This is a genomic window from Halogeometricum rufum, assembly GCF_900112175.1.
GTDB lineage: Archaea > Halobacteriota > Halobacteria > Halobacteriales > Haloferacaceae > Halogeometricum > Halogeometricum rufum.
Map to the genome: position 1 here is coordinate 34424 of NZ_FOYT01000003.1, position 13349 is coordinate 47772.

Annotated in this window: 12 protein-coding genes; 3 read left to right on the top strand and 9 right to left on the bottom strand. The window is 62.0% G+C overall.

What is annotated here, in order from left to right; translation table 11 throughout:
* Nucleotides 1-26 precede the first annotated feature (26 nt).
* From BM310_RS15305 to BM310_RS15340, 8 genes are all read right to left on the bottom strand, one after another.
* Nucleotides 27-881, bottom strand: a complete 855-nt coding sequence (locus tag BM310_RS15305) for an MBL fold metallo-hydrolase (RefSeq protein WP_089809347.1) — start codon at nucleotides 879-881, stop codon at nucleotides 27-29.
* A 64-nt stretch (nucleotides 882-945) separates the two neighbouring features.
* Entirely contained in the window at nucleotides 946-2028 is a 1083-nt protein-coding gene (locus BM310_RS15310; protein ID WP_218156452.1) for a mannonate dehydratase, read from the bottom strand.
* 142 nt (nucleotides 2029-2170) lie between these two features.
* Entirely contained in the window at nucleotides 2171-2605 is a 435-nt protein-coding gene (locus BM310_RS15315; protein WP_218156454.1) for a nuclear transport factor 2 family protein, read from the bottom strand.
* A 112-nt stretch (nucleotides 2606-2717) separates the two neighbouring features.
* Complete coding sequence (locus tag BM310_RS15320) at nucleotides 2718-3647, bottom strand: dihydrodipicolinate synthase family protein (RefSeq protein ID WP_089809351.1); 930 nt, start codon at nucleotides 3645-3647, stop codon at nucleotides 2718-2720.
* Between the two features lie 112 nt (nucleotides 3648-3759).
* Complete coding sequence (locus BM310_RS15325) at nucleotides 3760-4590, bottom strand: carbohydrate ABC transporter permease (RefSeq protein WP_089809353.1); 831 nt, start codon at nucleotides 4588-4590, stop codon at nucleotides 3760-3762.
* The gene (locus BM310_RS15330) at nucleotides 4587-5522 is read right to left on the bottom strand and encodes a carbohydrate ABC transporter permease (RefSeq protein ID WP_089809355.1); all 936 of its coding nucleotides are present in this window, start codon (nucleotides 5520-5522) and stop codon (nucleotides 4587-4589) included. The genes BM310_RS15325 and BM310_RS15330 overlap by 4 nt, the downstream gene beginning before the upstream one ends.
* 116 nt (nucleotides 5523-5638) lie before the next feature.
* Nucleotides 5639-6883: an ABC transporter substrate-binding protein gene (locus BM310_RS15335; protein ID WP_177232661.1), complete on the bottom strand. Its 1245-nt coding sequence runs from the start codon at nucleotides 6881-6883 to the stop codon at nucleotides 5639-5641.
* A 399-nt stretch (nucleotides 6884-7282) separates the two neighbouring features.
* Complete coding sequence (locus tag BM310_RS15340) at nucleotides 7283-8422, bottom strand: ABC transporter ATP-binding protein (protein WP_089809359.1); 1140 nt, start codon at nucleotides 8420-8422, stop codon at nucleotides 7283-7285.
* A gap of 144 nt (nucleotides 8423-8566) precedes the next feature.
* Here BM310_RS15340 and BM310_RS15345 point away from each other — a divergent pair, with 144 nt between their 5' ends.
* Together BM310_RS15345 and BM310_RS15350 are read left to right on the top strand one after the other, a co-directional pair.
* Nucleotides 8567-9727: a mandelate racemase/muconate lactonizing enzyme family protein gene (locus BM310_RS15345; protein WP_089809361.1), complete on the top strand. Its 1161-nt coding sequence runs from the start codon at nucleotides 8567-8569 to the stop codon at nucleotides 9725-9727.
* Nucleotides 9728-9766: 39 nt separating this feature from the next.
* On the top strand, nucleotides 9767-10618 hold the full coding sequence (locus BM310_RS15350; RefSeq protein WP_089809364.1) for an NAD-dependent epimerase/dehydratase family protein: 852 nt from the start codon (nucleotides 9767-9769) through the stop codon (nucleotides 10616-10618).
* Nucleotides 10619-10667: 49 nt separating this feature from the next.
* Here the strand turns inward: BM310_RS15350 and BM310_RS15355 are convergent, their stop codons facing one another.
* On the bottom strand, nucleotides 10668-11729 hold the full coding sequence (locus tag BM310_RS15355; protein ID WP_089809366.1) for a mannonate dehydratase: 1062 nt from the start codon (nucleotides 11727-11729) through the stop codon (nucleotides 10668-10670).
* Between the two features lie 144 nt (nucleotides 11730-11873).
* Here BM310_RS15355 and xacF point away from each other — a divergent pair, with 144 nt between their 5' ends.
* A complete protein-coding gene (xacF, locus tag BM310_RS15360; protein WP_089809368.1) occupies nucleotides 11874-13322 on the top strand; it encodes a 2,5-dioxovalerate dehydrogenase in 1449 nt (482 codons plus the stop codon).
* Nucleotides 13323-13349 lie beyond the last annotated feature (27 nt).

The window sequence follows — 13349 nt, forward strand, 5'->3', positions numbered from 1 at the left end:
ATGTCCCGCTCAGCACACAAGTCGTGCTACAGGTGGATACGGTCACCTATCTGGGCGAGTTCTAACTTGCGCGGGTACGAGAACGAGCGGCTGTGTGCACGAATCGACTCCGGGTCGCCGCACAATCCTCGCCAGAGGTCGTAGTGAGACGGGAGCAAACGGTCGAGTTGAAGCATGTTCGCTGCGGTCACGACTTGATCTTGGTCGTTGTACCACTGAACGGTCCTGGGCTTGTCCTCTTCCGGGAACTGAATTCGTCCTCTGGTGCCGAACGCGAGTACCCCGAGATCGATATCATACGTCTCTCCTATCTTCGTGAACCCCTCGCACGGAAGGCTATCTCCACCATGGAAGAACGTCCCGCTCTCGTGTTCTATCACGTACGAAACCGGGTCTACGCAGTTCGGATCGCGTGCCTCGTGTACGTTGATAGTGAACTCACCGACGGTGACCTTATCTGCTTCCGAGACGGTGTTGAGCTGGCTCGGTGAGATGTCCCACGAGTCTTGCCAGCGTTCTGTTTCGATGAGACGAATGCTCTCTTCGGGTGCATAGAGCTGAGCAGCCGTCCGCTCCAACATCGGTGCCTGACTGGCTTCGTGTCGATGGTCCGAGTGTTCGTGACTGATGAGCAACGCGTCGAGCGAGGACACGTCGTTCGGGTCGAACGGGACCGGAATCATTCGGATAGTCCGCGGTCTCGATGGGACGTGCAGGTCACCCGTCCCGAGGTACGGGTCGATATAGATGGTGGTTCCGGTCCGGTCCTTCAACAGGAATCCGTTGCCACCTAGAAACCAGACGGCAACGCCGTCCGTCGTTGCGTTCCTCACTCGACGCAGTAACCAATCTCCCCAATCGCTGTGAATCGTCGGCGTCATATGTTCTGATTGTGCGGTTTATCGCATTCGCTTCGTGGACAATCTGGGAACAGGAGTGTGGATGTCACGATTCGTCCGTCGTGGTTCCCTCTCGATCGATATTTCTGAGCAGCCCTCGAATGTACCCCGCGGTGTACGCCCGGGCACGAGGGCCGCCCTTCGGATACCCGTCCATCGATTCCGAGTTCGGCTCGTCCCAACTCACATCCCCGTTCACACGAGGGACGTGGTCTGGATTGACCGAACCCTTGAACCCGACTTCCTTGAGCGCCCTGATGACTGACGTCTCGTCGTAGTTACTCCGCGGATCGTCCAAGAACGTCTCCGTGAATCGGGGGACGGTTCCGATAACATCTCGGAAATGAACGAACACTATCTCGTCTCGTTCTCCGAAGTGGCGAACGACGTCTACGACGTCCTCGCCCATCTCCGAGAAGCACCCCAGACAGAGTTTTATCCCGTGACTGGGGCTTTCGGTGATGTCCATCGCCCGTTCGAAGTGGTCGCGATTCCGGAGCAGTGATGCCGTTCCGTCCAGTTTCTCGTAGAGTGGTGGGTCAGCGGGGTGGACTGCCAATCGTACGCCTTCCTCTTCGGCGACGGGGACGATTTCGTCGAGGAACATCTGGTAGTTTCTCCACAGTTCCTCTTCGCTGACGTCGTGCTTCGTCTTTTCGTCGTTCCTGACGGTGTCCTCCTCGTCGAAACTCGCCGCACGGGCACCGCCTCTGACACGTTCTTCGTGGGTGGTCCTCTGAACCTCGCCCGCCATCCACTTATATCCGAGTATCGGGATATCCGCCCGCCCAAGATTTCGCGTGAGTTCGACGAGCGAATTCATCTGATTCCACTTTCCGGGTTCGTCGAACAGTATCTTATCGTACGCCGAAATCGGAATCGAGTGGAGTCCGGAAAATCGCAGGCCGGCGTCCGTCAAGCGTTGGTTCAGCCTCTCCAGTCTCTCGACGGAAGGGACGTGGTCTTCGCCGAACTGTAGGGTTTCAGGGCTCGAACCGGCCGGTTCCGGGTCGACGTACACGTCAGAAACGCCGATCTGTCTTAAGTAAGCGAGGCGCGCGTCCGTGAGAACCTTTGTTCGCATCCCCAGTCGAATCGACTCTTCTGCTCTCATCGAATCAGCTCCCATAGCGAGATGTTCCCCTGAACGATATATAAATCCCCACTCCATCGTTCCACTCGAATGTACCACGTATATTCGAGACTATCGCCTCTCAGCGGCGGAGGTCTGGAGTCTCTGACCCGTTTCTTGGTCCGGAACGAACATATGATCAGAGCGAACTATCGCGCTCGATCGGCGGTTCGAGCGGGTAACCTCGACCTTCGTAGTCGAATCCCCCGAGTTCATGACGGTCTAGGTCAGGACTCTGTGGTGCCGCGTAGTAGGCTCTGATCTCTCTGATGAGGCCGGTTTCGGGGTCGAACTCGTACCACTCGTCTCCCCGAAGCACCGTCCCCTCTTTCGTCTTGAAGTGCGTCCATTCCATTACCGCCTTCGCGTTCTCGGGGTCGGTCAGGACGCTGTCAACCGTCCAGACGGACCCGATGGTCTCGACGGCCTCCGACCAGCGTTCGCCGATCGTCCGTCCTCCCTCGAAGGGCCCTCTGTACATCCCCGGAGGAAAGTAGTGGACGGCGTCGTCGGTGAAGTACGACGCGACGGCCTCGACGTCGCCCGCGTTGCAGGCTTCGAAGTAGTCGCGCATCGTCTGTTCCATCGTCTCGTGCGTGAGTTCGGTCATCGTTATCGTGTCTGAATTGTCGTCGTTCTGGTCGTTTCCCGTTACTGTGCGGCAGATTCGGTCGGAGTCGGTCGTCTCAGAGCGTATCGTCGATGAACGATTCGAGGTCCTCGTAGAGGTCTCTCGCGCGTTCGTACTCGCGGTCTGAGAGCTCGACGAGGGGCTCCCGGACGCGACCCCCGGTGAGTCCGGCGAACTCCATCCCCGCTTTCACCGCCGGGATGCTGTTTCCGACGGGGAGCGTGTTTCCCTCTCCGGGTTCGTGGCGAAACCGCATGTATGGCGATGTCGCGTCTCGAATCCGGCGTGCCAACCCCGTGTCGTCGCGTTCGAGTGCGTCGAAGAGGGCGCGCCCGATTCTCGGCTCGAAGTTCCCGATTCCCGACGCCATCCCTTCTGCGCCCTCGTAGTAGAGGGCGATCGCGTGCAGTTCACCCAGTCCGTTTATCCAGACGACGTCGTCGCTCCCCGCTTCGACGGCCGCCGAGAACGTGGGAAGGTCCTCCAGCGTCCATTTGATGCCGATGACGCTCTCCAGTTCCGTGAGGTCGGCGAGGAAGCCGACCGAGGGGTCGAATCCCCGAATGTAGGGGACGAGCGGAATATCGACGGCCTCGCCGATTCGACCGTAGTACGAGAGCAGTCCTCGTTCGTGTTTGTACGTGTGGTGCGGCGGCATTACGAGGAGGACGTCCACGCCGACGTCCTCGAACTTGGCTCCGAGTTCCCTCGCCGCCTTCGTGCTGCCTCCGACACCGGCCATCACGCAGGCGTTCGCGGGAAGCGCGTTCACGCTCGTTTCCGTTACTGCGATACGCTCCTCGTGTGACAGCGAGTGGTACTCGCTGACGTTCGAGCAGGCGAACAGCGTGTCGATGCCCTGCTCGGCGATCGCGTGCGCGTTCGCCGCGAGTGCGTCGTGGTCGACCGAGAGTGAGTCATTGAACGGCGTCACGAGCCCGGTTATCGCGTCTCGCAAGTGGTGTCTGACTTCGTTCCTGTCCATGTACGGTATGTGTGAGCATGTGACTTAACGTTTGATGTAGTCCCGCGCGCCGTCGAGGTGGCACGTGGCGCGCCGCCGTGGCAGACTCTCGGAAACGAGATGGAGAGGCGGGTTACGACATGGCGAACGCGTTACCGATGTACCGACGAGCGATTAGGTAGAGTACGAGCGGCGGCGTCCCCATGATTATCGTCGCGGCCATCATGCGACTCCAGAGAATCTGTTCGCCTGAGTGGACCGTCTTGTACAGCGCGACCGGGGCGGTCTTCGGTCCGAGGTTGTTGGTGAGGACATTCGAGAACAGGAAGTCGTTCCACCCAGAGAGGAACGATAGGAAGCCGACCGCTATGATGGCTGGCCCCGCAAGCGGGAGGATCACCCGGATGAACGCCTGAAACTGGGTGAGTCCGTACATCTGAGCCGCCTCTTCGAGGTTGTCAGGAAGCCCCTCGAAGAAGTCGCGGAGGACCCAGAGTGCGAACGGTGTGACGAACGCCTGATAGGCCACCCAGAGCCCCGGAATCGTGTTGTAGAGCCCGTACTGAATCCACCAGTCGGTGTACGGAATCACCAGAATGATGTACGGGAACAACAGCGACCCGATTATGAGGTAGAACCCGAGTTCCTTCCCCGGGAAATCCTTCCGTCCGAACGCGTACGCGCCCGGAATCGAGATGAGAAGCGAGAGGACTGCCGTTCCCAGTCCCACGATGAAACTGGTGATGAGCGGCCCCCCTAGGTCGGCGAAAGCGTTCTCCCACGCCGTCAGCGTCGGGTTCACCGGAATCAGGTTGTAACTGCTGAAGATGGCCTCCGGAGACTTGAACGACGAGAAGACGACGATGAAGTACGGTATCAGTATTATTCCGACTAGGAAGAGGATGACCGCGTAGCTCGAAGCGGTCCAGAACCAATCGGACGCGGACCGGTTGTGAGCGCTCATGCGACCTCACCTCCTCGCTGCTGTCGGAACTCACGGATGAACACGAACGTGAACCCGATAGTGAGGACGAACAAGATGACTCCGACGGTGAACGCCAGTCCGAGGTCCCCCTGCGTGAGCGTGAACCGGTACAGGAGGATAGCAAGAATCGACGACTCGTACCCCGGTCCGCCCTGCGTCATCTGGAGCGGCTGAGAGACCTTCACGAGGTTCCGGATGATTCGGAGGCTGATGGCGATGAGCATCGCGCTTTTCATATAGGGGAGGGTGACGTACCGGAAGCGCTGGAGCCGGTTCGCGCCGTACACCTCGGCCGTTTCGTAGTGTTCGTCCGGGATGCTCTGTATCGACGCGATGAAGATGAGATACATGAACTGCCAGAACGTCCACGACCCGACGAGAGTGACGACGGTGATGGCCGACGACCCGTCGATTCCCCAGTAGATGGGGCTGTCAAGGATACCCCAGCTCGTGAGCCAGCCGAACACTGGGCCGTAGTTCGGGTTGAGGATGTATAGCCAGATGGTCCCGGTCACGACCGGCGGCATGGTGTACGGGATGAGGAACATCCCGTCTGCCAAGTCGTCGAATCGCTTGAGCTTCCGAACGGACAGCGTCGCCGCGAGTGCGAGCGCGAACTGGATTATCGTCATCGACATGTAGATGAGTGTCGCTCGCACCGACACCCAGAACGTGTCCCACTCGAAGACGTAGACGTAGTTGCTGAGACCGGTCCACTCGTGCTGACCGAAGGCTGGCCAGACGTGGAAACTCATCCAGATGCCCCGCAGGAACGGGAACCATACGACGAGTAGTAAGAACAGGAGCGTCGGTGCGAACAGGAGATACGAGAGCCAGTGCTCCTGTACCGCGTCCCGAGCGGTACGGTACGATTCGCGAGGTAGGCCGATTCGTGTGAACGTCTCTAACATGTTATCAGTCTGAAATACAGCGGGGGTTACCCCACTCCGAATACGTGTTCTGCGTGCGTTTCGATGTCATACCACAATGTGTCTCCTGGTCACGGACTAATAAATGTGGAGGTCCCTCACCGACTGAAGACCTGTTGTCGGATCTGGCTTGCGGCCTGATTGCACGCTTCCTCGGGCGAGAGTTCGCCTGTCATCGCCTGCTGGAATATCGGACCGGAGATGTTGTACTGGACGGCGGCCATCTCGGGGAACGCCTGCCAGCCGTACTCCGACTCCTCGGCGATGGCAATCCCCGCTTCCACGGCGTTGTTCTTCAGCGTCGGGCTCTCTTCCCACGCGTTCCGGTTGAACGGGAGCAGACCCCACTTCGTGAACGCCTTCTTCTGCACTTCGGTACTCAGCATCGTGTCGATGAACTCGATACCGGCCTGTCGTTGGCGTTCCCACTTGGCGGACGACACGTTCGGCGGCTTCGAGCCCAGAGCCAGCGCCGTGGCGTTGAACTCGCCGCGGAACCCGGACTCGCCTTTCCAACTCGCGCCGTACCGCAGCGTCCCGTTTTCGAGCATGTCGGGTGCCAAGTTCGAGAGCAGACCGTAGTTGAGCATCCCGACCTGACTCATGCTCGCCCTGCCGTCGGCGAGGAAGCGACAGGCGTCCTCGTCGGACGTCGTCGCCGAGTTCTCCGCGGAGAGACCCATCTCCCGGTATATTTCGACCTGTCGGCGCAGGGATGTCTTCCACGCGTCCGAGTCGAGGTGCGTGTCCGACCAGTCGGCGTTGACGTACAGTCCCTGCTCTCCACCGATCGCGTGAGCCCACGTCGGCGATATCTCGTCCATCAGGTCACCCGGCGCACCGTGGACCTGGAACCCGATGTCACCCGGCCCGTCCTTCTGGAGCGTTTTCGCGATGTCGATCAGTTCGTCGTAGTTCTTCGGCGGGAAGTCGGTCTCGATGTCGAGTCCGGCTTCCTCGAAGTGGTCCGCGCGGGCCACGAACGGTTCTTGCATCACGAACCCGAGAAGCGCCGTCTTGAGTTTGTTGTCCTCGAAGCCGCGGTAGATGTTCTCGACGACGGGCTGTGCCCACTCGGTTCCCGACACCACATCGTCGCTCAACTGGTCGAGGACCGATCCCCATGGCGTGACGTACCCTGCGTCGATGAGACCTCCGATTCGAGAGGGTGCGGTCTGGTACAGCGTCGGAATCTGGCCCTGCGCCATCCGCTGTCGCCAGTTCCCGTTCTGGACGTTCGAGACGGTCTCTTTGATCCACTGGACGCTGTTGCCGGTTCGCTGCTCGTACGCCTTGATGGTCTCGTCCAGGAACTGCTCTGCGACTTTGGACTGCCCGTGCAAGGTTGTCCACAGCGTTATCGTGGTCCCGTTCGCGTTCTTCTCGCTCCCGCCCGTGGTGGCAGTTCCTCCGCCCCCACTGGCGTCTGTCGTCCCACCGTTACCGCTACCGCCGTTCCCTCCGGCGCAGCCGGCGAGCCCCGCAACGCCCGCCACACCGAGAGACTTCAACGCTCGACGACGTGAGATGCCGAGCGTGGCGTTGGTCGAGTTGCTACTGTATCCGGTCGCCTCACTGTTGCCATTGTTTGGCATGCTATCGTGTCTCTTTCGTGCACATTAATAAAACTATCTGAAATATATCTTATATTCGGCGAACAGACGGAGGCGGCAACGGAGTGGCGGTGTTCGCGAGCGCGCAGTCGAAGAAGGGGCAGGGGTCACGGAGCGTCGACTCGGCGGTCAGATAATTCGCTGTCCCCGTTCGTCGAATAGCCAGACGTTCTCGCGGTCGATGTCGACGGAGACCCGATCTCGCTCGCCCGACAGAACACCCTGATTGACCGTCGCTGCGAGGTTGATGCCGGACTCGGTGAGGTACACCGCGTCACGGGCGCCGTGCGGTTCGACCAGTTCGACGTCCGCTTCGAACAGCGACGTCTCCGGCTGGAGGTCGAGGTGTTCGGGGCGGACAGCGAGCGTCAACCGGTCGCCTCGACTGACGTTCGCCGACTGCGCTGCGCTTTCGGCGAACTCGACGTCGAACAGGTCTGTCGAGACGACGAGGCCGTCCGACGTGTCGGTCACGCTACCTTCCAGTTCGTTGATGGAGGGTGAGCCGATGAATCGGGCGACGAACACGTTCTCCGGGTCGTTGTATATCTCGTGTGGGTTGCCGACCTGCTGGATGTGACCGTCGTCCATGACGACGATTTTGTCACCCAGCGTCATCGCCTCTTCCTGGTCGTGCGTGACGAATATCATCGCCGTCCCGAGTTTACGCTGGAGACGCTTCACCTCGGTCCGCATCTGGTCGCGCAGTTGGGCGTCGAGCGCCGAGAACGGTTCGTCGAGCAGGAACGCGGCCGGGTTCATCACCATCGCTCGCCCGAGACTGACGCGCTGTTGTTGCCCTCCCGAGAGCGCTGACGGCTTTCTGTCGAGCAGTTCACCGATGTCCAGCATCTCCGCCACCTCCTCGACTCGTTCTCGTTTCTCCTCCTTCGAGAGGTCGGTCTTCATGTCGAGCCCGAATCGGATGTTCTCACGCACGCTGAGGTGCGGGAAGAGCGCGATCGACTGAAAGACGAACGCGAGGTCCCGGTCTTTCGGTTTGTCCGTCGTCACGTCCTCCCCGTCGATGCGAATACTCCCGTCATCGGGTTGTTCGAGTCCGGAGATACAGCGGAGCGTCGTCGTCTTCCCGCATCCCGACGGGCCGAGGAACACGACGAACTCGTCGGCCGCGATGTCGAGAGAGATGTCCTCGCACGCGACGACTTCCCCCTGATTGAAGGTCTTCCGTATGTTGTCGACCTCGATTCGACTGTCGGTAGACTGTAGACTCGTCTGAGACCCGGACTCTGTTTGTTCTGCCGCCATAGTCGACAAGTCTCCTCATCGTTACTTAAGTTTTGGCTCCGGCGTACCCCGCAGGTCGTCGGGTCGGAGCGTCACCGTCGCGGCTGATTGTCTGTCGACTGGACCCGACCAAAGTTATTTCTCCGCATAGCATGAGGCCAACGCATGGTAATCGAATCAGTCGAAGCGATTCCGCTCGAGTACCGACTCCCGGACGGCCGTCGGTTCGGCGGTTCGCGGGGTATCACAGGAACTCGAAACGCGACGCTCGTACGCGTCGAAGCCAGCGACGGAACGGTCGGATGGGGTGAGGCGTTCGCGCCGCCCCGGTCGGTCGCCACGGTGGTCGAAGAAGTCGTCGCGGACTACGTCGTCGGGCGTGACCCCCGCAACGTCGAGACGTTGACGGCGGACGTCTACGCCGGTAGCTACCACTTCGGACGGGGGCCGCTCGTACACAGCGCCGTGAGCGGCGTGGACGTCGCGCTCTGGGACGTCATCGGCAAGCAGACCGGCCGCCCGGTCCACGAACTCCTCGGGGTGACCGAAGGCGTCGAGTTTCTGGAGGGGCGCGACGCCACCTCGGTCGTTCCCTACGCCTCGACGATGTACATTACCGAGTGGGGAGAGGACCCCGCGGAGCCGATTCGTGACGCGGTGAACGAAGGGTTCGACGCGGCGAAGATCAAGATCGGACGCGGACTCGAAGACGACGTCGAGCGGGTGAAGACCGCGCGTGAACACCTCGGCGACGACGCGGACCTCATGGTCGATTTCAACGGCAACTACCGACCAAAGCAGGCTGCGCGCGTCATCGAGGCGCTCGAACCGTTCGACCTCACGTGGGTCGAAGAACCGGTTCCGCCGGAGAACGTCTCGGGATACCGCGACCTCGCGCGGTACACGAACGTTCCCTTGGCGGCGGGCGAGGCACACTACAGTCGCTTCGAGTTCAAACGGCTCGTCGACGACCGACTCGTTGACGTCGTCCAGCCGAACATCGGCCACTGCGGTGGGTTCTCCGAGGCCAGATTCATCGCGAAACTCGCGACGACTGAGAACGTCACCGTCCGCCCCCACGTGTGGAACTCCGGCGTCGGGGTCGCGGCGGCCGTCCAGTTCGCCGCGAGCGTACCGACTTACCCGCACGCGGGCGCCAATCCCGACCCGATGCTGTTCGAATTCGACCGCAGCGAGAACCCGCTTCGCCACGAAATTCTCGAGGACCCCCTCGATCCGTCCGGCGGGGAACTCGCCGTCCCCGACGACCCCGGTATCGGCGTGACCGTCGATACTGACGCCGTCGAGAGGTACCGCGTAGACTGACCCAAACCGTTATCTGGGCGTCCCCGGAACAGTTCTTTCATGCGCGTACTAATCACCGGTGCGTACGGTCGCTGTGGAACCGCGCTCATCGACCACCTCGACGACGGCGGCGAACACGAGTTCACGTATCTCAACCGCTCGGACCGTCCTGACGACCATCCGTACGGCAACCACGACACGTATCTGGCCAACGTGGCCGACTACGAGGCGATGCACCCGGCGTTCGAGGGGCAGGACGCCGTCGTCCATCTGGCCGGCCACCCGTCCGTAGACGGGCCGTGGCCGGACATCCTCGAATCCAACATCGTCGGGATGTATAACGCGCTGGAGGCCGCCCGAGAGCACGACGTCGGGACGTTCGTGTTCGCCTCGACGAACCACGTGATGGGGATGTACGAGACGGAGTTCGCCCCCGAGTTGTACGAGCCCGGGTTCGATCTCACCGTCGACCACACCGACCCAGTCCGTCCGGACTCCTACTACGGTACCTCGAAGTCCTTCGGCGAGGACCTCGGCCGCTACTACGTCGAGAATTACGACGCGCCGACGAAGTTCTACGCCCTCCGCATCTGTAGCGTCCGCATGCCCGAGTACGACCATCCCTACGGCGACGCGGAGTACGGCGTCGAGAACGGGGAGTTCGAGCGGGGGAGCGACGCCTACGTGCGCGAAGTGAAGCGAATGAAATGTACGTGGCAGTCCCGGCGGGACTTCGCCCACCAAGTTGAGCAATGCCTCCGTGACGACGATGTCCAACACGGCGTCTTCTACGGCGTCAGCGACAACGACCGCCGGTGGTTCGATATCGAACACGCCCGCGACGTCATCGGGTACCAACCGCAGGACAACGCCGAAGACTGGGACGAACCGCCCGCCGGGTCGCTCGATTGACGCCGCCGAAGAGCGTACCGTCGTCTGCGGTGGTCGGGTCGGAGTCGGGTCACCGCTCGGTTTCCACCGTATCGACGACACCCCGGAGATATCCCACCGTAAACGACCGGGCCCGGTGGCGCCAGTCGTCGTCGCCCACCATCTCCGGGACGTGGTCCGGGATGACGACGCCGTCGTAGCCGACGTCGTACAGCGTTCGCACGACGTTCGCCGTGTCGAAGTTCCCCTCGTCGACGAACGTCTCGTGGAACTTCGGCATCGTCCCAACGACGTCGCGGAAGTGGATGAACACGATCTGGTCGCGTTCGCCGAACCGCCGAAGCACCTCGTGGACGTCCGCCCCCATCTGCGAGAAACAGCCGAGACAGAGCTTTAGCCCGTGGTTGTCGCTCGGGACGAGTTCCATCGCTCGCTCGAAGTTCTCGACGTTGCGAAACAGTCTCGGGATGCCCCCGAGCGATTCCAACACGGGCGGATCGACGGGGTGAAGCGCGAGGCGGACCCCCGCCTCCTCTGCGACCGGAAGCACCGTCTCCAGAAACCACTCGTAGTTCTCCCAGAACTCCTCCTCCGTGTAGGCGCGGTCCAGTCCCGGCGCGAGTTCGTCGGGGTCCGAAATCTCGTCGAGGTCGAAGGCCGTTCCGACGGCCTTCCCCCGAAGTTCGACCGGCGTCGTCCGCATCGGGACGACGCCGCGGGGGTTCCACTGGTACCCGAGTATCGGAACGTCGGCCGCACCGAGATTCCTGATGAGGGTGGTTATCTGTTCGAGTGCCTCATCGGCCCCCTCGCGGTCGAACATGATGTCGCCGTATAGCGAGTACGGCAGCGACTGGATGCCTATGAAGCTGAGCCCTTCTGCTTCGAGGCGAACCTTCGCCGCCTCCAGTTCCGACACTGTCGGTATCGAGTCGCGCCCGACAGCGATGGTGTCCGCACCCTCCCGGTCGTTGAACTCATCCGGTTCCTCCTCTGTGTCGGCGTGGTCGACGAAGACGTCCGTCGCGCCGAGCTGGCGGATGAACCGGAGGCGGTCGGTCGCGAGACTCCGTGTTCGGACACCCACGCGAACCGCACCGTCAGTCTCGTCTCTCGTTCGGCCTTTTGGCATGGCTCTTACTCAGAGGAGTGGGGCTAAATTACTACTGGTGATTCGCCCCGTTCGTCCGGCCCGGCCGGTGTGGACGATGCGGCAGAAGCCGCAATAACCACCGATACACGAAGAAGAGTGTAGACGGACGCCGAACCGTCACTCGTGGTAGACAGTAGCCGTAACTACGTCGACGGACAGTGGAGCGAAACGAGAACCGGGGACACGGTGGACGTCGTCAACCCCGCGAATCCGACCGAAACTATCGCGCGGTATCAGCAGTCGGGCGTCGCGGACGCGAACGAAGCCGTCGAAGCGGCGTCGAAGGCGGCCGAAGCGTGGGCGAACACCGCTGGACCCGAACGCGGGGCGGTGCTCCGCGAAGCCGGGAAGCGTCTGGACGCCCGGACGGACGAACTCACGGACCAGTTAGTGGCCGAGGAGGGGAAGGCCCGGCCGGAGGCGGCGGGCGAAGTTCAGCGCGCGGTCGATATCTTCTACTACTTCGCGGAGAAGGCGTCCGACCTCGGTGGAACGGTGAAGGGGCCGAGCGGACGGAACACGAACCTCTACACGCGGGAGGAGCCCGTGGGCGTTGCTGCGCTCATCACACCGTGGAACTACCCCATCGCCATCCCGGCGTGGAAACTCGCGCCCGCCCTCGCCGCGGGTAACACCGTCGTCCTCAAGCCTGCTTCCCTCGCCCCCGGCCCGGCACTCGCCCTCGCAGAGGCACTCGACGAGGCGGGCCTGCCCGACGGCGTCTGCAACGTCGTCACCGGCCCCGGAAGCACGGTGGCGAACGCGTTCGTCCAGCACGAAGCCGTGGATGCCGTCTCGTTCACCGGTAGCAGTCACGTCGGCGAGATGGTGTACGACCAGGCGACCGACGAGGGGAAACGCGTCCAGACGGAGATGGGCGGGAAGAACCCCACCGTCGTCGCCGCGTCGGCCGACCCCGCGGAGGCGGCGGAAATCGTCGCCGCGGGCGGGTTCGGCACCACCGGGCAGTCCTGCACCGCGTGCTCCCGCGCCATCGTCCACGAGGACGTGTCCAACGACTTCGTGGCCGAACTGGTCGACCGCGCCGAGTCCGTCGACGTCGGCCCCGGCCTCGAACACGAGATGGGGCCGCACGTGAGTCAGGACGAACTCGACTCGACGCTCGAATACGTCGACGTCGCGCAGAACGAGGGTGCGACGCTCGCCTCCGGTGGCGGCGTCCCCGAGGGCGAGGCCGTCGAAGACGGCTACTTCGTGGAACCGACGGTGTTCACCGACGTGGAGTCGGACATGCGCATCGCTCAGGAGGAAGTGTTCGGCCCCGTCGTCGCCGTCATCGAAGTGTCGGACTTCGAGGAGGGAATTGAAGTCGCCAACGACGTGCCGTACGGGCTTTCGGCCAGCGTCGTCACCGACGACCACACCGAGGCCAATCGGTTCGTCGACGAGGCCGAAGCGGGCGTCGTGAAGGTGAACGAGAAGACGACGGGCCTCGAACTGCACGTGCCGTTCGGCGGGTTCAAACGCTCCTCCTCCGAGACGTGGCGCGAACAGGGCGACGCCGGACTCGACTTCTACACCATCGAGAAGACCGTCTACGACAACTACTGACGGGCCGGGGCACCGTCGCTGGTGCCG

Excerpts from the sequence above, each read along its gene's own strand:
- BM310_RS15305 (WP_089809347.1), bottom strand. The coding sequence starts at position 881 with ATGACGCCGACGATTCACAGCGATTGGGGAGATTGGTTACTGCGTCGA.
- BM310_RS15310 (WP_218156452.1), bottom strand. The coding sequence starts at position 2,028 with ATGGGAGCTGATTCGATGAGAGCAGAAGAGTCGATTCGACTGGGGATG.
- BM310_RS15315 (WP_218156454.1), bottom strand. The coding sequence starts at position 2,605 with ATGCGCGACTACTTCGAAGCCTGCAACGCGGGCGACGTCGAGGCCGTC.
- BM310_RS15320 (WP_089809351.1), bottom strand. The coding sequence starts at position 3,647 with ATGGACAGGAACGAAGTCAGACACCACTTGCGAGACGCGATAACCGGG.
- BM310_RS15325 (WP_089809353.1), bottom strand. The coding sequence starts at position 4,590 with ATGAGCGCTCACAACCGGTCCGCGTCCGATTGGTTCTGGACCGCTTCG.
- BM310_RS15330 (WP_089809355.1), bottom strand. The coding sequence starts at position 5,522 with ATGTTAGAGACGTTCACACGAATCGGCCTACCTCGCGAATCGTACCGT.
- BM310_RS15340 (WP_089809359.1), bottom strand. The coding sequence starts at position 8,422 with ATGGCGGCAGAACAAACAGAGTCCGGGTCTCAGACGAGTCTACAGTCT.
- BM310_RS15345 (WP_089809361.1), top strand. The coding sequence starts at position 8,567 with ATGGTAATCGAATCAGTCGAAGCGATTCCGCTCGAGTACCGACTCCCG.
- BM310_RS15350 (WP_089809364.1), top strand. The coding sequence starts at position 9,767 with ATGCGCGTACTAATCACCGGTGCGTACGGTCGCTGTGGAACCGCGCTC.
- BM310_RS15355 (WP_089809366.1), bottom strand. The coding sequence starts at position 11,729 with ATGCCAAAAGGCCGAACGAGAGACGAGACTGACGGTGCGGTTCGCGTG.